Raw genomic sequence first — 18,290 nt, 5'->3', positions numbered from 1 at the left:
GTCCCGCGACACAGGTATGATTCGGGGTTGTTGCCGGTTCGATTTTCCCAGTGGAACTTGAACCATCCAACAGCACCATCGTCTCGACGCAGCCTTCAACGCCGCCGTCCCACAGACAATCTGCCCATAGCTCAACTGGATAGAGCAATTGCCTTCTAAGCAATAGGTCGGGGGTTCGAGTCCCTCTGGGCAGGCCAGTCCCTTTCTTCATCCCCCGCCCATCCAGATCGCATTGGATCGCAGCAGCTTTTGTCCTGCGCACGCCTGATCGTTCGCGTCTGCGCTTTGCGTCGCAATAATATTTCCACCTCAATCGGAAAAAAAGTCCCCCCGGCACAAGAACTCCTTTGCCATCATTCCGAACCGCTTCCATGGCCGTCATCACCGCGCCAGAAAAGCCCGCACATCGCTCGTGCGCCCTCGTCCGTTCAACGTGTTCATTCAATGAATGCAAGGCTGATCGGGCCACATAACTTCCCAGAAGATGGAGACAACTATGAAGTTCAGCCAACTGGCATTTGCCATGTCCGCAATCGGCGCAGCAGCCCTGATGACAGCTACCGGCGCGCAAGCGGCCGACATCAAGATCGGCGCTGCCGAGGCGCTCAGCGGTGGTGCCGCGCAGTACGGCATTTCGATCCGCAATGCACAGCAACTGGCCGTCGAGCAGATCAACGCTGCTGGTGGCGTGAATGGCGACAAGCTGGTGCTGGTGGTGGAAGACGAGCAAGGCAAGAAGGAAGAGGCGATCAACGTCTTCAAGAAGCTGATTTTCCAGGACCGCGTGCTGATGATTTTCGGCCCGACGCTGTCCAACTCGGCTCAGGCAGCTTTCCCGATTGCGCAAGCCGCCAAGATTCCTGCGTTCGGCACATCGACGACCGCAGACGGCATCACCTCGATCGGTGACTTCACTTTCCGCAACGCCGTGACCGAAGCCGACGTGCTGCCCGAAACCCTGAAGGCTGCCATCAAGGCCGGCAACGTGAAGAAAGTGGCCGTGATGTACGGCAACGACGACGTGTTCACCAAGAGCGGCTACGACAACTTCAAGAAGGCTCTGGCCGACCAGAACATTCCCGTGACCACGACCGAAACGTTTGCCAAGGGCGACGTGGACTTCAAGGCCCAGCTCACCAAGATCAAGGCCAGCAACCCCGACGCCATCGTGCTGTCCGCGCTGCTCGCCGAAGGCGCGCCCATCATGGTGCAGGCCCGTCAGATCGGCCTGAACATTCCGGTGATCGGTGGCAACGGCATGAACTCCGTGAAGGTGTTCGACCTGGCCAAGGGCGCCAGCGATGGCCTGTGGGTGGGCAGCCCATGGTCTTCAGAAAACAAGACTGCCGAGAACACCAAGTTCATCGAGAGCTACACACAGAAGTACAAGACCGCTCCCGACCAGTTCGCTGCTCAGGCGTATGACGGCATCCAGATCGCCGCCACCGCGCTCAAGGGCATCAAGCTGACGGGCAAGATCGAAGCCGACCGCAAGGCACTGCGCGATGCGCTGGCCAATGTGAAGCACACCGGCGCAACCGGCCCCTTCGCTTTCCGCCGCGTGAACGACAAGGCAGGCAAGCCCGCTGGCTACGATGCGGACCAGAAGCCGCTCATCAGCGTGACGCGCGACGGTCGCTACACCATCGCCAAGTAAGCGGGCGATTCTCTTTCGTCATCGTTTGCTCCTTCGGACTGCCGCAGGCGCGATCCGCTGATCGCGGCAGTCACTCATCGACCACCACGCCTTCTTTCCCACAAGCCTGACCGCGCACCGCTCACTCGGCGGTGACCTGCAGTCAGCGTGGCGTGCAGACGCAGAACGCGGCTGGCCTTCCTCATCTCGTGAAGGTCGTCGCTTCGCGCTTTGGCCCCTCGGGTCAACTGGATAAAAGCATCATGCTGGAACAGCAGTTATTCAATGCCCTGTCGCTCGGGTGCGTCTACGCGCTTTTCGCGTTGGGCTTCACGCTCGTCTTCGGCGTGCTGGGCGTCATCAATCTCTCGCATGGTGCGGTGTTCATGGTGGGCGCGTATGCGGCCCTTGCCGCCGTGCAGAACCTCGGTCTGCCGCTGTGGGCCGCCATCATTTTTGCCTTCCTGGTCTCGGGCTGCGTGGGCGCGCTGGTCGATGTGCTGGTGCTCAGGCCGCTGCGCAAACGCAATGCGCCGCATCTGATTCCGATGATCGCCACCATCGGCGTGGCCATCGTGCTCAACAACCTCGCGCAAGGCATTGCGGGCGCTGAAAACAAGCGCTTTCCCACCGATGTGCTGCCGCAGGAATCGCTGGATTTTCTGGGCCTGCACATCACCGTCATCGAACTCGGCATCATCCTGCTGTCGTTCGTGCTGATGGTTGCGCTGGTGCTGGTGATCGGTCGCACGCAACTGGGCCGCGCCCTGCGCGCCATCGCCGAATCGCCCAAGGCCGCGCTGCTGCTGGGCATCAACGTGGAATGGCTGTTCATCATCACGTCGTTCGTGGCTGCGGGCCTCGGCGGTGTGGCGGGCACGCTGGTCGGTGTGTATTCCAATGCGCTGTTCCCGCTGATGGGTCAGCCCATCCTGCACAAGGGCATTGCCGTGATCATTCTCGGCGGCATGGGCGACATTCGTGGCGCGATGCTGGCCGGTTTGTTCCTTGGTTTTGCCGAAGTGATGAGCGTGGCCTACATCGGCTCGAACATGCGCGATGCCGTGGCTTTCGGCGTGCTGTTCCTCGTGCTGATTCTGCGCCCACAAGGTCTGCTGGGCCGCATTCAAGAGCGCAAAGCGTAAGGGTCGGCACACCATGGAATATTTTGAAAATTTCTGGCAGATCTACAGCAATCTGGTGCTGACGCTGGGCATCAACGCCCTGCTCGCGCTGTCGATCTACATCACGCTGTCCTGCGGCATGCTGTCACTCGCGAACGCTGCATTCATGGGCATTGGCGCGTACACCGCATCCATCCTCACGATGACGCATGAAGCGCCCTTCGCGCTCGCATTGGCGGGCGGCATCGCCGCGCCCATGTTCGTTGCGTTCTTTCTCGGCAAGGCAGTGATGCGCCTGTCGGGTGTGTACCTTGCGATGGCGACGCTCGCCTTCGGCGAAGTGGTGCGCATCTTCATCCTCAATCTGGAAGACTACACCGGCGGCGCGCTGGGCCTGAACGGCATTCCCAACAGCACCGAGTGGTGGCATGTGCTGCTCGCGCTGGTCGTCGTGATCGCCATGCTCGCCTGCATGCGCCGCTCCAAGGTGGGCCGCGCGCTCGAAGCCATCAAGGAAGACGAAACCGCTGCCGGCCTGATGGGCATCGACACCAACGCCAACAAGATGATGGCCTTCATCATCGGTGCGGGCATTGCAGGTCTGGCGGGCGCGTTGAGTGCTCACCTCACCTTCTTCATCGGCCCGAACGAGTACGGTTTCGACCGCGCCGTGGAAATTCTCACCATGGCGATTCTGGGCGGCGTGAACTCGCTGATCGGCCCCGTGGTCGGTTCGCTGTTCCTCACGCTGCTGCCCGAAGTGCTGCGCGGCCTGAAGGACTTCCGCCTTGTCGTCAACGGCATGCTGCTCATCGTGATCATTCTGTTCCTGCCGCGCGGCCTGTGGGACCCGGCGCGCTTCAAGCGCATGTTCGGCGGCACAAAGCATGCTGAAGTGAAGGGAGACGCGAAGTGAGCGCACAACCATCATCCAAGACTCCGCTGCTCCAGTTGAAGAACGTGTCACGCCATTTCGGTGGTCTGCGCGTGCTGGAAGACGTGAACCTGAGCGTGCCCGCCAACACCATCTTCGGCCTGATCGGCCCGAACGGTGCGGGCAAGACCACGGTGCTGAACATCATCACCGGCCTGCTGCCACCCTCTTCCGGCGAAGTGCTTTTCAACGGCGTTTCGCTGGTCGGCCAGAAGCCCCACAAGATCACGCAAGGCGGCATCGCGCGCACGTTCCAGAACATCCGCATCTTCAAGGAAATGTCCCTGCTCGACAACGTCGCCGTGGGCATGCACTCGAATCTGGACTACGGATTTGCCAGCGTGTTTCTGCGTGGCAGCAAGTTCCAGGCTGCCGAACGCGCAGCGCGCGAGAAGGCCTACGAACTGCTGTCGTGGGTGCGCCTGGAACACAAGTGCGACGAACTGGCCGAGAGCCTTTCGTACGGCGAACAGCGCCGTCTGGAACTGGCCCGTGCGCTCGCCACCGACCCCAAGCTGCTGCTGCTCGACGAGCCGGTCGCGGGCATGAACTCGACCGAAAAGGAAGAGCTGATGCACGAGGTGCGCAACATCCACGCACGCGGCTTCACCATCTTCATGATCGAGCACGACATGCGCTTCGTGATGGGTCTGTGCAAGGAAATCGCGGTGCTGAATTTTGGCAAGATCATCTCGCACGGCGCCCCCGACCACGTGCGCAACGATCCGCAGGTGATCGAGGCCTATCTGGGCCGTGACGATGACGACGAAACCGCCCAAGCCGTGGGAGCCGCACGATGACCAACCACGCCATCAACCAAAGCAACAACATGGCCGAGCCGCTGCTGTCGGTGCGTGATCTCGCCGTGAACTACGGACCTGTGAAGGCCGTCAAGGGCATCTCGTTCGACCTGATGCCCGGCCAGATCACCACGCTCGTCGGAGCCAACGGCGCGGGCAAATCGACCACGCTGCTCGCGCTCTCCGGCCTTGTGAAAAAGCTCACGGGCCGCGTGATGTTCGGCGGCAAGGATGTCAGCGCACTCAAGCCGCACCAACTGGTGGCGGGCGGGCTGGTGCAAGTGGCCGAAGGCCGCGCCACGCTCACGCGCCTGACGGTGCGCGAGAACCTGCAGCTCGGCGCCTACACCCGCAAGGATTCCGCCGCCGAACAGGCCGCCGATCTGGAGCGCATCTACACGCTGTTCCCGCGCCTCAAGGAGCGCGACAGCGGCTACGCGGGCAACCTCTCGGGCGGTGAGCAGCAGATGTTGGCCATCGGCCGCGCCCTCATGGCCAAGCCGCGTGTGCTGCTGCTCGACGAGCCATCGATGGGTCTCGCGCCCATCATCGTGCAGGACATTTTCCGCACTCTCAAGAACATCAACCGCGAAGGTCTCACCATCTTTCTGGTGGAGCAGAACGTGCGTCAGGCGCTGAAGATTTCGGACCACGCCTACGTGCTCGAAACCGGCTCCATCGTGCTCGAAGGCACGGGTCAGGCCCTGCTCGGCAACGCCAAGGTGCAGGAAGCCTATCTCGGGGGCTAAGAAAGAAAGTGCTCACGCCATGAACAGCGCCGCAACGACAACCAACTACAACAAACTGAACACCCCGCTGGGCCGCCCCACCGCCGCCGATCTGGCCAAGGCCGTGTGCATCGAAGACCTGCGCGTGCTCGCCCAGAAGCGCGTGCCACGCATGTTCTACGACTACGCCGACAGCGGCAGTTGGACCGAGAGCACTTACCAGGCCAACGAGAGCGACTTCCAGAAAATCAAGTTCCGTCAGCGCGTGGCCCGCAACATCGCAGATCGCAGCATCAAGAGCACGATGGCGGGCGTTCCGGTCAACATGCCGGTGGCGATCGCGCCCACGGGCTTGGCGGGCATGCAGCATGCCGATGGCGAAATTCACGCGGCGCGCGCCTGCGAAAAATTCGGCATTCCGTACACGCTGAGCACGATGAGCATCGCCTCCATCGAGGACATCGCCGCGCACACCAAGGCACCGTTCTGGTTTCAGCTCTACGTGATGAAGGACCGCGAGTTCATCGGTCGCCTCATCGACCGCGCCAAGGCCGCCCACTGCGGCGCGCTGGTGGTCACGCTCGACCTGCAGGTCATCGGCCAACGCCACAAGGATCTGCGCAACGGCCTGACTGCGCCGCCGCGCATCACGCTCGGCAACATGCTGAACTTTGCGACCAAGCCGACCTGGTGCCTGAACATGCTGCGCACCCATCGCCGTGAATTCGGCAACGTGATCGGCCATGTCTCGGGCGTGGACGACATGGGCTCGCTGCTGTCGTGGACAGCGCAGCAGTTCGACCCGACGCTGAACTGGTCCGACATCGCGTGGATCAAAAAACGCTGGGGCGGCAAGCTGGTGCTCAAGGGCGTGCTCGATGTGGAAGATGCGCGTCTTGCAGCAGCCTGCGGTGTCGATGCGCTCGTGGTCTCCAACCACGGTGGTCGCCAATTGGACGGCGCGCTGTCGTCCATCGCGGTGCTTCCCGCCATTGCAGACGCCGTCGGCAATCAGGTCGAACTCTGGCTGGACAGCGGCATTCGCAGCGGACAGGACGTGCTCAAGGCCATCGCCCTCGGTGCACGCGGCACGATGATCGGTCGCCCGCATCTCTACGGCTTGGGCGCTTTCGGCGAAGCGGGCGTGACCCGTTGCCTGGAAATCCTCGCCAAGGAACTCGACACCACCATGGCCTTCTGCGGCCATACCGACATCCGCGCCGTAGGCCGCGATGTGCTGCATCCCGACAGCATTCCCAACTGAAGCGAGTTAACGAACTGCTTATCTGCTCAATGCACGCCGTGCTTTGAGCAGGCCAGTTGCGCCAGTTCCTGCGCCTGCATGGACTGTTCGGAGCACAGCGACTGCAGCCAATGCACAAACAACCTGACCTCTTCCGACTTGGAATTGGTCAGCGCGTAATACTGATTGTCGGGCCGCGAAAACACATTGAACAACGGCCTTAGCGTATCGTTCAACAGCCAGTCGCGCACCAGGCTCAGGCGGCACAACGCCACGCCATGGCCTTTCAACGCAGCCTCGTAAATCAGGCCCAGATCCTGAAACTTGGGCCCCTGCTGCGGCTCCGGCCAATCGAGCAACGCGGCCTGAAACCACGGCTGCCACGGCTCCAGCGTCGTGCGAATCAGCGGCGCATGCTGCAGATCGCGAGGACTGCTCATCTCCGGCATCGACTTGAGCAACACCGGCGACGCCATCGGCATCACCACATCGTTGGTCAGCGGAATGCCGCCAAACGCAGCCGCATCGCCCGCACGAATCTCCACATCGGCATTGGTCGAAGGGTAATCGAACACCGGCGGCACCACGACCAGTTCCACATCGATGTGCGGGTACATGTTCATGAACCCCTGAATGCTGCTGGCCAGCATCGCCCGCGCAAACGTAGGCGTGGCCGTGATCCGCAACCGAGTCGTAGTGGCCTGCGGCTGCGCAAACGACGGCAGCGCAATCAACATGTTCAGAATCGGCTTGACCGACTCCAGATACTTGATCCCCGCCTCGGTAGGAATGATGGAATTGCTGCGCCGATCAAACAGCTCCGCGCCCACAAGTTCTTCCAGCCCATTCACGCGCTTGCGAATCGCGCTCGCGGTAAGACTCAGCTCCCGCGCCGCCCGCTCAAAACTCCCCAGCCGCGCCACGGCCTCAAACCCTCGCAGCGCCTCCGTGGACGGCATGCGCACGCCCCCGCGCTTGTTGTGCTGTTCTATCTGCATGGAGCCCTGCCCGACCTGGTCTTGCCTGTAAGTTGTTGATCCGAAGTGCGTATTGTCTCTGCTATGGTCAAGCCAATTCATGTACAAACACGTATGGCACTCACGGAGATCCCCACACAAAACACTTGGCTGCAGCACAGTAATACACAACAAAACAAGACCATGTTCCGCGCAAGCATCTCCTATATCATTCCATACTATTGATAAAGCTGGAGAACTTGTTGAATTCTGAAGTACTCGATCACTTGGCCGAAGCAAAAATACCGACTGGCGAAGGTTTTTTTCATTTGTACGCACGTGCAGGTAGGCCAATTTTCATTCTTGGCCGCAACGGAGCAGGAAAATCCGCTTTGATAAATGAGCTGGCGGCAGCCTGGACCGGACGAGCTATCTACATGCCAGGATCTAGGCCAAGTTTCTTTGAAAATGAAAGCTTAAGCATAACTCCAGCCAGTCGCAGGGATTTCAACAAAAATCTTTCATACTATGATTCCATTGATACTCGATGGAAATCCACTCTGGGGACAACTCGAAACGAGAAAGCCATCCACGACCTGCTGGCAGCCGAGACGCAATACAAGATTGATGCGGCAAACCAAATCAAGGTAGAAGGCTCAGAATCACCAGCCATCGCTCGACTCCAAAGCGATAACTCACCACTCGATATAGTCAACGCCGTTTTGAGTCAAGCAAATTTCTCAATAAGACTTGAGGTTCAGCATTCAGAACTAAAGGTGAGAAGTGCTGACTCATCGTACAGCCACGCACGCATGTCTGACGGCGAAAGAGTTGCTCTCGTTTTTGCTGCTGAAGTTGTGTCAGCACCAGCGGGAATGGTCTTTCTAATAGACGAACCAGAGCTCCATCTTCACCCATCAATTGTCATTGCACTCGTCAAAGCACTGATTTTGACACGGACAGACTGCGCATTTGTGGTGTGCACCCACCAACTGGAACTACCAATGGCAGTTCCAAATACAGAGATGATTCTTACACGTGGCTGTACTTGGAGCTCAGGGGATGTTACCTCGTGGGAGATTGATACGATCAACTCTGCAGCTCCAATACCTGAGTGGCTTTGGGTCGACCTACTCGGCGCTCGGCGCAAAATACTATTCATCGAAGGGGATGATCGGTCGAGCTTAGATCAACCTCTCTACGCCCTCCTTTTCCCAGAGATTTCAGTGAGCGCGAGAGAGACTTGCAAAGATGTGATGCGAGCTGTTGAAGGCCTACGTTCTACTGAAGCATCCCACCGAATAACTGCGTTCGGACTAATCGACCATGATGGCATGTCAACCGAGCAAGTTGTCAACTTCGAGAGCTCAGGCATCTACCCTCTATCCATCTATGCGGTTGAAAGTCTCATCTATTCGTTCGAGGCTCAAAATGCCATTGCAACTCAACAAGCTGAATTACTGGGGATAACGTCTCATCAACTACTCGAAGACGCAAAGAAAGAAGCTCTCGACACATTGAAAGGCATTGGAAAAAAGGAGCACTTGGCAAGCCGCCTAGCCGAAAGACATCTACGTGACAAGATACTTTCAGAAATTCCCTCACGTCAACAACTTATTGCGCTAACGGATGATGCGCTAGCTATCTCAATCAAGTCACCATATCCTAAAGAGCTTGAACGCCTTGAAAAACTTGCAGTACAAGGCGATTTGTATGGAATCATCGATAGATATCCGGTCCGGGAATCTGGCGTACTTACCAGTATTGTCAGAGCACTACGCCTCAACAGTCGCGATGACTACGAGAGAGCTGTGCTAAGGCGCGTAAGCGTAGACCTAGAACTGCGTACCGCATTGAAGAAAAAGCTTGGAAATCTCGCAAGACAACTGGAATAATGCATAGGAAGCGGTATTGCTTCGCTCATAGCAATCAATGCACCGTACAAACCATACAAGGATCAAACGACCGAACAATGTGCTGCACGGCCACGGGTGACTTCTCCCCGGCCAGCACAGGCGCGCCTTCCAACGCTTTTTCCAAGGCCCCCGGCGTACCGCCCGCATCGCGCGGGGAGAAATTCCAACTGGTAGGCGCAACGATCTGGTAGTTGGCGATGCGGCCGTTTTTCACGACCAACCAATGGCCGAGCGCACCGCGCGCGGCTTCGCTCAGGCCCATGCCTACGCCTTCGTCGGGCAGTTGGAAGGCGTTGAAGTAAGGCTCTCCGGGTTGCAGGGCCTTCAACCACGATTCCATCATCGGCACGACCAAGGCCAACTCCAGCACACGGGCGATCACGCGGGTGAGCACGCAGCCGCCGTGCTGGGCAACAGCGTCGTGAACCAGGGGATGGCGGGATGCCAACTGGCGGGCGATGGCACCTGTCTCCACCACTTCACCGGCCAGTCGCGGGGCCTTGTTCCATGTGTAGGCTCCGGCCTTATCGGCGTTTGGCACGGTCATGCCTTGCAGGGGATGCAGCGGCATGGCGGCGTCTTCGAGCCAGGCGTGGGTGGCGTCTTCGGTGATGGAAAGCGCGTCGGGCTCGACCAGACTTTGTGTCGCGCTGCGCCATACGCCTGAGGCCAAAGCGTGAGGCGATGATGAGTGGCCCGGTTGGGCATAGGCACCAAAGCTCAGATAAAGACCCGGTCCGGGACCGAGGAGTTGCAGATCAAGATCGCGTGCGCAGGTCAGAAACAGGCGGAAGTCGCCGGTGTTCGGAGCGGCATCGTGCCAGGCCCACAGTTCGTCGAGCGACCGCATCGCAGCGATGGCTTCAAGCGGCGCAGCAAACAGATGCCGCTCCAGAAACGCACGAAACTCGCGCAGCTTGGACAGCAGCCGAATGCGCTCGGCCTGATCCACCGCGCGCGAGCTGCCGCCGGGTTCGATGCTTTGCGTGTGCGGCCACTTGCCGCCCAGTGTGCCCAGCAAGGTGAACCAGCGCTGGCGCGCGGCAATCGCTTCGCGCGTCTGCTCGCCGGTGCTGGGCGCAAAGCGACGCACGGCCTCTGCATGCCATGGGCGCGATGCATAAACCCCGCGCGTGAAATCCGGCATGAAGAACAGATAGAAGTGCGTGAGGTGATCGGCCAAGTTCTCGGTGGCCAGCATCAGATTGCTCACATGCAGACCGTTGGCCGGCATGGTGATGCCCGCCAGATCGGCCAGCGCCTTGGCGCTTGCGACCGACTGCGAAACCGAGCAGATGCCGCAGATGCGCGGCACATAGACCAACGCATCGGTAGGCAGCTTGCCCTGCAGAATCTGCTCGAAACCACGGTACATGGTGGCATTGACCTGCGCGCGCTGAACCCGCCCCGCGCGAATGTCGAGCGAGACTTCGAGATCACCTTCTACCCGATTGAATGGGCCCACCAACAAACGCGCCATGCAGAAACTATCCTAAATTTTCAGCAAAAACAAAGCACCTCCAACGCCCCCAACAACGGGCCTGCGAAGTAAAACGAGCACTCGAATCACCAGCCACAACGCCGAGACGGGGCCTGAGACGAGGCGCTGCCGACGCAGACAGTACTCTCGTACGGCAAGGAGGCACAACGAAGGATCAGGCCCCGTATCGGCGCCTCCGCAAGAGTAGCCAATCGAAGCCAAAGGTTTCGTATAAAAGAGTCGAAAAAATCAATACACCCCATTTATCTGAGCCGCGTTTTACGGACTGCGGGGGTCATCACCAAATGGTCTGCGGTGGCATTGGCTTTGACCCGCTTGGGCGTGGCCGATTTGGACAGCGAAGCCAGCGCCACAAACCACGCCTTGGGCATGTCGGTCGGCAAGCCGATCGGAATGCCCGCCACCTTCGGCGTATGTCCAAACGCATGACCCGGCTCCTGAAAACCCGGCTCGGTGCAGGCAATACAGGCATAGCCACCACGCGTGCAAGAGCCCTCGCCGTTCCACAGCCGGGTATTGCAATCCGCATGCACTTGTGTGCCCTTGCAGCCCATGTGTTCCATCATGCAGCCACGGTCGGATGGCTGCTCCGCGCTGGCCTTGAATTCATAAAACTCGTTGCGCGTGCAGCCGTGATGCACGAGATGATCGGCATAGAAACGCGGGCGCGCGAGCGGATCCAGATCCTGCGCCTGCAGCATGTCGGCAGCCAGCGCCATCAGGCTTTCCAACACCCAACCGGGATGCGTCGGGCAGCCCGCAATGTTGATGACCGGCATGCCGGAGCGCGAACGGAAATCCGCGCCCAGCAGGCCGCCGATACGGTCGTCCTCATATTGCAGGCCGCAGGCATCGGTGGGATTGCTCGCGCCCGCCGTGATGCCGCCCCAGGCCGCACAACTGCCCACCGCCACCACATGCTGCGCCACGCCCGCGAGCTTGCGCACCCAGTCGATCATGGGAATGCCCGTGCCCGCAAGCACGTGAAAACGGCCCGTTCCATTCGGCCCACGCAGCAACGCGCCCTCGATGCACAACGCATTCACCTGCACGCGGCCATCGAGTGCGCGCGCGAGCAAGTCCTGCAGTTCGTCGCCCGATTCAAGCGACAGGCTGGGATGCCACAGCAGATGAATGCCCGCGTCGCGCAGTTGGCCGTGAAAATCCGTCGTGTCCGCGCACAGCAGCGACATGCTGCAACCACCGCAGCCGCCGGATTGCAGCCAGAGCACATTGAACGGCTCACCTGTTTTCATGGGCTATCAGTTCTCCAAACCAAAGCGCTGCATCTTGGCGCGCAGCCCCACGCGCGACAGGCCCAGTTCCTTGGCTACGCGCGTCTTGTTCCAACGATGGTTCAGCAAGGTCTCGCGCAACACCATGGCCTCGATGGCGTCGAGCCGGTCACCCAGTGTGCCGGTCTGCGGCAAGGTGGCTCCGCCCGTCGATGACGCCGCAGCAGCGCGCCCCGTCTGGCCTTGCAGCACGCGCGCGGAGAACGCGGTCGCAGGCAGTTCGCCACCATCGCTGAGCGCAATCGCACGCGCAATTTCGTTGCGCAACTCGCGCACATTGCCGGGCCATGGATAAGTCATCAGGCACGACAGCGCCTCGCGGCTCAGCGTGGCACCGGGGCAGCCCAGTTCCTGGCTCACTTCACGCACCAGCTTGGTCGCAATCGATTCGATGTCGCCACTGCGTTCGCGCAGCGGCGGCACGGTCAGGCTGATGCCCGAGATGCGGTAATACAAGTCCTCGCGGAACAGCCCTTCGCGCACGCGCTGCTCCAGGTCGCGGTGCGTGGCGGCAATCACGCGCACGTTCACTGAAACGGGCCGCTGCGCGCCAATCGGCCGCACTTCGCCTTCCTGCAAGGCGCGCAGCAAACGCACCTGAAATGCGGGCGAGGTCTCACCGATTTCATCGAGAAAAAGCGTGCCGCCGCTCGCACGTTGGAACAGGCCTGGGCGGTCTTCATAGGCGCCCGTGAATGCGCCACGCCGGTAGCCGAACAGTTCGGATTCGATCAGCGTGTCGGGAATCGCTGCACAGTTTTCGACCACGAAAGCGCCCGACGCGCGTGGGCTGGCGTAGTGAATCGCACGCGCGATCAGCTCCTTGCCCACGCCCGATTCGCCCAACACCAGCACCGACAGGTCGTAGCGCGCGACCTTCTCGGCCATCGCGCACACGGCGTTGAGCGGACTGCCTGCACCGCGCTCGATGCGGTCGAAGTCGAACACGCTGCGCGCCTGCTCCAGCTTGGCCTGCATGCGCTGGCGCAGTTGCGGCGTGCTGGTGCGCAGCTCCATGTCGAGCTGGCTCATGCCGCGCTGCAGGCCCTGCGCATCGACGGCGTCGCGCACGGTGCGCAGCAGATGGTCGGGCACCCACGGCTTGAGGATGTACTGGTAGATGCCCGCGTCGTTGATGCCCGCGATGATGTCCTGCGAATCGGTGTAGCCCGAGATCACGATGCGCACCGTGTCGGGCCAGCGCTCGCGCACTTCTTTCAGAAACTCCACACCGGTGACGCCCGGCATGCGCTGGTCGCACAGAATCACCTGAATGCTCTGGCGCTCGAAATGCACGCGCGCCTCGTCCGCGCCGCCGGCCGTGAGCACCTGAAAATCTTCATCGAGCGTGCGCCGGATCGCATCCTGCGAGCGCACCTCGTCGTCCACCACCAGCACGGTGGGCAGGTCCGGCAGATCGTCCATCAGCATGGTGCGCAGCCCTGCTTCTTCATGCGATGGAGAAGACTTGCCAACCGTTGTGTCGAAAAAAGCTGCTGCATGCGCGATGACTGCCGAAAGTGTTCATTTCCAGGCCATCAGGCCAATGCAACCGATTGTAATCAACGCGCAGCGCAAGCAAGACTTCAACAGATGCGAGGCAGTTGCTCGCCGCTCAACCAATCGACCATGCGGCGACCACCAAAGCGCGTGTTCATCTGCACGAAGTGGTGCGGATCTTCGGTCACCACGCCGATGCGCTCGGCCTTCGCTCCCAGCGGATGCGCGCGCATCGCCGCCAGCACGGCGGCTGCCTGCTCGGGCGCGCAGACCGCAATCAGCTTGCCTTCGTTGGCGATGTAGAGCGGATCGAGGCCCAGCAATTCGCACGCCGCATCGACCTGCGGCAGCACGGGAATCTGGGCTTCCTCCAGCACCATGCCCACGCCCGACTGGCGCGCGATTTCGTTGAGCGTGGTGGCCAAGCCTCCACGCGTGGGATCGCGCAGCACGCGCACCGCGCCGGGCGCAGCGGCGAGCATGGCCGCCACCAGTTCATGCAATGCGGCGGTGTCGGATGCAATGCTGGTCTCGAACTGCAGCGATTCGCGCTGCGACAGCACGGCCACGCCATGCTCGCCCACGGTGCCCGACAGCAAGATCACATCGCCCGCACGCGCGTTCGCACCGCCGATATCGACGTCCGGAGCAACCACACCCAAGCCCGTGGTGCTGATGAACACACCATCGCCCTTGCCGCGCTCGACCACCTTGGTGTCGCCGGTCACGATGGGCACGCCCGCGTCCCGCGCGGCAGCGGCCATGGACTCGACCACGCGTTTGAGATCGGCCAGCGCAAAGCCTTCTTCAAGGATGAAGCTCGCCGTCAGGTACAGCGGCTTCGCGCCCGACATGGCCAGATCGTTGACCGTGCCGTGCACCGACAGGCAACCCACGTCACCACCCGGGAAAAACAATGGCGAGACCACATGCGCGTCCGTCGCCATCACCAGCCTTGCGCCCGCAGGCAACGCGGGCGGTGCAAACACCGCGCCGTCGTTGCCCTGCCTGAGCAGTTCGTTGTCGAACGCCTTGACGAACAGTTCCTCGATGAGTTGCGAGGCGGCCCGCCCGCCCGCGCCGTGGTTCATGTCCACCCGGCCGTTCTTGAAATCGAGAGGACGCACGTAGCTCTTCTTCACCGTGCTCGCGGTGACTGCTTCATCCATCACGTTGTCGCTCATGCTGCCGCCTCTGTCACTGTCTCTGCCACCACAGGAATGCTCCTGAATCGACCATACGAATAATGCGCGGCACATGCGCCTTCGCTGGACACCATGCACGAGCCGACCGGGTTCTCGGGCGTGCACACCGTGCCGAAAATCTTGCAATCCGTGGGCCGCTTCACGCCGCGCAGAATCGCACCGCATTCGCAGGCCTTGTTGTCGGCAACGGGGGCGTATTCAAGCGGAAAACGGCGCTCCGCATCGAACTGGGCATACTTGCCACAGATGCGCAATGCGGACAGAGGCACCTCGCCCAGACCACGCCATTCAAACGCCGCGCGCAGCTCGAATATCTCGTCCATCAGATCGATGGCGATCCAGTTGCCATCGCGCGTGACGGCACGCGTGAATTCGTTCTCGACCTCGGCGCGACCTTCGTTGACCTGGCGGATCAACATCAGAATCGCCTGCATCACATCGAGCGGTTCAAAGCCTGCGATCACCACCGGCTTCATGTATTCCTGCGCGAACGGTTCATAAGGCGCAGAGCCGATCACGATGCTCACATGCGCCGGACCGACAAAGCCGTCGATCGGCACAGTGCCGTATTTTTTCACTTCGGGCGAATTGAGCACATGCGCAATCGCCGCGGGCGTGAGCACATGGCAGCACAGCACGCTGAAGTTCTTCAATCCCTGCTGCTGCGCACTGCGAATCGCGGCGGCGGTGGGCGGCGTGGTGGTCTCGAATCCGATGGCGAAGAACACCACTTCGCGCGCCGGATTGTCGCGCGCGATGGCGAGCGCATCGGACGGTGAATAGACCATGCGGATGTCGCCACCGCGCGCCTTCGCCTTCATCAGCGAGAGGCCGTCGGAAGCGGGCACACGCAGCGTATCGCCGTAGCAGCAGACGATGGCATCGTGCTCCAGCGCGAGTCGGATCGCCATGTCGATGCGGCCAATCGGCAGCACGCACACGGGGCAGCCGGGGCCGTGCACCATGCGCACGTTGGCGGGCAGCAGACTGTCCACGCCATAGCGCGAGATCGCATGCGTGTGGCCGCCGCAGAACTCCATGAAGCTGTAGTTGCGCTCAGGCTTGGCTTCTGCCGCGATGCGCACCGCAATCTGCCGCGCCAGTTCGCCATCGCGAAATTCGTCTATGTATTTCATGCCTCGGCCCGCGCTTTCTCTTTTTCGCTTTCGCTCAATTCGGCAAACAGCGCCAGCGTGCGCGCAGCCTCTTCGGGGTCGATGCGGCCAATGGCGAAGCCCACATGCACGACGACATATTCATCGAGCGCCACATCGCCGACCAGCGAAACGTCGATGCTCTTGCGAATGCCGCCCAGATCGACCACGGCTCGCGCGTCCTGCAGAATTTCCACAATCCGCGCCGGAATGGCTAGGCACATACGACTTCCTTTTCGTTCCTTTGCGGCACCGGCAACTGCCGCGCCGCAACCCACGCCTGCCCCAGCGCAATGCCCGCGTCGCCGCAGGAATGCGATTGCGGCAACAACACCCGCAGCCCGCGCAACGCAAGCTGCAACTGCACGCGACGCTTGAGCAACTCATTAAAAAAACAGCCGCCACTGAGCACGACAGTGCTGCAACCATGACGGTCCGCCGCGTTCGCAGCCCAGTTCGCCAGACCATCGGCCAGCGCCTGATGAAACCATGCAGCAGCCTCCGACACGGCTTGCTCGTCCGTCCGCGCATTCAGCAACTCGGCCACGAGCGGGCGCACGTCGAGCACGCCTTCGCGCGTTGCAGTAATCTGCGCGCGATCCGTTGGAATGGCTTGTTTGAACTGCGTTGCAGCAGTCTCCAGCGCAATCGCTGCTTCGGCCTCAGCCTGCTGTTTGGGTGCCAGACCCAGCGCAGCCGCAGCCGCGTCGAACCAGCGCCCGGCACTGGTCGTCATCGGGCTGAGCAGTTGGCGATCCAGCAGACTTTGAATCATGCGCGCGCCGGACTCGCCCACCATCGCACGCGAGCGCGCGACGATCTCATCGCCGCGCCCCATCGCATGCAGCGCAGATGCCAACATGCGCCACGGCTCGCGCGCCGCCACATCGCCACCGGGCAAGGCCAGCGGCCAAAGATGACCGAGCCGCTCGAACCCGTTGGGACTCACATGCAGCAATTCGCCGCCCCAAGCCGTGCCGTCGGCGCCCAACCCGACGCCATCGAGCGCCAGACCGATCACCGAGCCGCTGCAGCCAAACTCCGCCATCACCCCGGCAATGTGCGCGTGGTGGTGCTGCACGCCGACGGCGGGAATGTCCCACTCGGCCGCCAAGGACTGCGCAAGCCGTGTGCTGTGAAAGTCAGGATGCAGATCGTGCGCAATGGCCAAAGGCCTGCCATGCTGCTCCACGAGTTCACGCGCAGACGCTTCCAACGCCGTGCAGGCCACCACATCGCGCAGATCGCCATGCAGCACGGACCAGTGCACTGCCTCGCCATCCACCCAGCACGCACGATTCTTGAGCCACGCGCCCAGCGCGAGCACCGGCGTGGTCATTGCGCGGCCTCGTGATGATGGTGGTGGCCGTGATGGTGAACATGACCGTGTTCGTGCTCGGCTCCCATCGCATGTTCGATCCAGTGCAGCCACGCATCCAACCCCTCACCTGTCGTTGCCGATACCTGAAGAATCTGAATGCCCGGATTCACGCGCCGCGCCAGTTCGATGCAGCGCTCGACATTGAAGTTCACATGCGGCAGCAGGTCCACCTTGTTGAGCAGCATGAGCTGCGCAGCGGCAAACATGTCGGGGTATTTGAGCGGCTTGTCTTCGCCCTCGGTCACCGAGAGAATCGCCACCTTCGCCGCCTCGCCCAGATCCCACATCGCAGGGCACACGAGGTTGCCCACGTTCTCTATGAACAGCAGGCCCTGATGGTCGTGACCATGGCCGTGCGTATGCAGCCGGTTGAAGGCCTCGGCCACCATGGGCGCATCCAGATGACAGCCCTTGCCGGTGTTCACCTGAATCGCGGGCACGCCGGTTTCGCGTATGCGGTCGGCGTCGAAGCTGGTCTGCTGATCGCCCTCGATCACGCTGATGTCCATGTCCGCATGACGCGCACGCATCGCCTTGATGGTGGCGCACAGCAACGTCGTTTTTCCCGAACCGGGACTGGACACCAGATTCAGCGCGGTCACGCCGTGCGCCTCGAAATGCGCGCGGTTGCGTCGCGCAATGCGGTTGTTCTCGCCGAGGATGTCGGTCTCGATGCGCAGCGCGCGCTCCTGGCTCAGGCCGGGCACGCTCACGCGCGCGGCACCGCGTCCGTAATGCAGCTCGCCATCCTGTTCACCTGCCGCCTGCGTGGGCTGATGCGCATGTGCATGCTGATGCTCACGCGTGTGGGCATGGCCGTGATCGTGGGAATGCTCGTGAGCATGTGGCTGGGCGTGGCCTTGCGAAGCTCCTGCATCGCTGCATCCGCAAACTACACACATGGCTGTACTCCTTGA

General features: G+C 61.3%; 16 protein-coding genes and 1 tRNA gene. 8 read left to right on the top strand and 9 right to left on the bottom strand.

Going from position 1 to position 18,290, the window contains the following annotated elements; genetic code table 11:
• Positions 1-120 precede the first annotated feature (120 nt).
• The 7 genes from G7048_RS20270 (at position 121) to G7048_RS20240 (ending at position 6,486) form a co-directional block, all read left to right on the top strand.
• Positions 121-197 (top strand) — tRNA-Arg (locus tag G7048_RS20270).
• Between the two features lie 299 nt (positions 198-496).
• Positions 497-1,657 (top strand): ABC transporter substrate-binding protein, encoded by a 1,161-nt coding sequence (locus G7048_RS20265; RefSeq protein WP_371747574.1) that lies wholly within the window; start codon positions 497-499, stop codon positions 1,655-1,657.
• A 242-nt stretch (positions 1,658-1,899) separates the two neighbouring features.
• Positions 1,900-2,781, top strand: coding sequence for a branched-chain amino acid ABC transporter permease (locus G7048_RS20260; protein ID WP_166071082.1), 882 nt, complete (start codon positions 1,900-1,902; stop codon positions 2,779-2,781).
• A gap of 13 nt (positions 2,782-2,794) precedes the next feature.
• Positions 2,795-3,676: a branched-chain amino acid ABC transporter permease gene (locus tag G7048_RS20255; protein WP_166069868.1), complete on the top strand. Its 882-nt coding sequence runs from the start codon at positions 2,795-2,797 to the stop codon at positions 3,674-3,676.
• Between the two features lie 26 nt (positions 3,677-3,702).
• A complete protein-coding gene (locus G7048_RS20250) occupies positions 3,703-4,494 on the top strand; it encodes an ABC transporter ATP-binding protein (protein ID WP_166071081.1) in 792 nt (263 codons plus the stop codon).
• A complete protein-coding gene (locus tag G7048_RS20245) occupies positions 4,491-5,243 on the top strand; it encodes an ABC transporter ATP-binding protein (protein ID WP_166069867.1) in 753 nt (250 codons plus the stop codon). The genes G7048_RS20250 and G7048_RS20245 overlap by 4 nt, the downstream gene beginning before the upstream one ends.
• A gap of 151 nt (positions 5,244-5,394) precedes the next feature.
• Positions 5,395-6,486 carry an alpha-hydroxy acid oxidase gene (locus G7048_RS20240; RefSeq protein ID WP_240933351.1) on the top strand — a complete coding sequence of 364 codons (1,092 nt, stop codon included), beginning with the start codon at positions 5,395-5,397 and terminating at the stop codon, positions 6,484-6,486.
• A 26-nt stretch (positions 6,487-6,512) separates the two neighbouring features.
• Here the strand turns inward: G7048_RS20240 and G7048_RS20235 are convergent, their stop codons facing one another.
• Positions 6,513-7,463 (bottom strand): LysR substrate-binding domain-containing protein, encoded by a 951-nt coding sequence (locus G7048_RS20235; RefSeq protein ID WP_166069865.1) that lies wholly within the window; start codon positions 7,461-7,463, stop codon positions 6,513-6,515.
• Positions 7,464-7,684: 221 nt separating this feature from the next.
• Between G7048_RS20235 and G7048_RS20230 the strand changes: the two genes are divergently transcribed.
• Positions 7,685-9,316, top strand: coding sequence for an AAA family ATPase (locus G7048_RS20230; protein ID WP_166069864.1), 1,632 nt, complete (start codon positions 7,685-7,687; stop codon positions 9,314-9,316).
• 34 nt (positions 9,317-9,350) lie between these two features.
• On the opposite strand, the gene G7048_RS20225 is transcribed toward G7048_RS20230, so the two are convergent.
• The 8 genes from G7048_RS20225 to hypB all read right to left on the bottom strand — a co-directional run bounded on the left by G7048_RS20225 (position 9,351) and on the right by hypB (position 18,275).
• Positions 9,351-10,817, bottom strand: coding sequence for a nickel-dependent hydrogenase large subunit (locus G7048_RS20225; protein WP_166069863.1), 1,467 nt, complete (start codon positions 10,815-10,817; stop codon positions 9,351-9,353).
• Between the two features lie 263 nt (positions 10,818-11,080).
• Entirely contained in the window at positions 11,081-12,094 is a 1,014-nt protein-coding gene (locus G7048_RS20220) for a HupU protein (RefSeq protein ID WP_166069862.1), read from the bottom strand.
• A gap of 6 nt (positions 12,095-12,100) precedes the next feature.
• Positions 12,101-13,564 carry a sigma-54-dependent transcriptional regulator gene (locus G7048_RS20215; protein ID WP_371747573.1) on the bottom strand — a complete coding sequence of 488 codons (1,464 nt, stop codon included), beginning with the start codon at positions 13,562-13,564 and terminating at the stop codon, positions 12,101-12,103.
• 155 nt (positions 13,565-13,719) lie between these two features.
• Positions 13,720-14,817 carry a hydrogenase expression/formation protein HypE gene (gene hypE / locus G7048_RS20210; protein ID WP_305793256.1) on the bottom strand — a complete coding sequence of 366 codons (1,098 nt, stop codon included), beginning with the start codon at positions 14,815-14,817 and terminating at the stop codon, positions 13,720-13,722.
• Positions 14,814-15,974 (bottom strand): hydrogenase formation protein HypD, encoded by a 1,161-nt coding sequence (gene hypD / locus G7048_RS20205; protein WP_166069861.1) that lies wholly within the window; start codon positions 15,972-15,974, stop codon positions 14,814-14,816. Before hypD ends, hypE begins: the two co-directional genes overlap by 4 nt.
• Complete coding sequence (locus tag G7048_RS20200) at positions 15,971-16,216, bottom strand: HypC/HybG/HupF family hydrogenase formation chaperone (protein WP_166069860.1); 246 nt, start codon at positions 16,214-16,216, stop codon at positions 15,971-15,973. The genes hypD and G7048_RS20200 overlap by 4 nt, the downstream gene beginning before the upstream one ends.
• The gene (locus tag G7048_RS20195; protein WP_166069859.1) at positions 16,207-17,331 is read right to left on the bottom strand and encodes a carbamoyltransferase HypF; all 1,125 of its coding nucleotides are present in this window, start codon (positions 17,329-17,331) and stop codon (positions 16,207-16,209) included. The genes G7048_RS20200 and G7048_RS20195 overlap by 10 nt, the downstream gene beginning before the upstream one ends.
• A complete protein-coding gene (gene hypB / locus G7048_RS20190; protein ID WP_166069858.1) occupies positions 17,328-18,275 on the bottom strand; it encodes a hydrogenase nickel incorporation protein HypB in 948 nt (315 codons plus the stop codon). Before hypB ends, G7048_RS20195 begins: the two co-directional genes overlap by 4 nt.
• Positions 18,276-18,290: the final 15 nt, after the last annotated feature.

Origin of the sequence: Diaphorobacter sp. HDW4B (genome assembly GCF_011305535.1) — a bacterium.
Taxonomy (GTDB): Bacteria; Pseudomonadota; Gammaproteobacteria; order Burkholderiales; family Burkholderiaceae_C; genus Diaphorobacter_A.
This window is presented reverse-complemented; position numbering and strand designations above follow the sequence as displayed.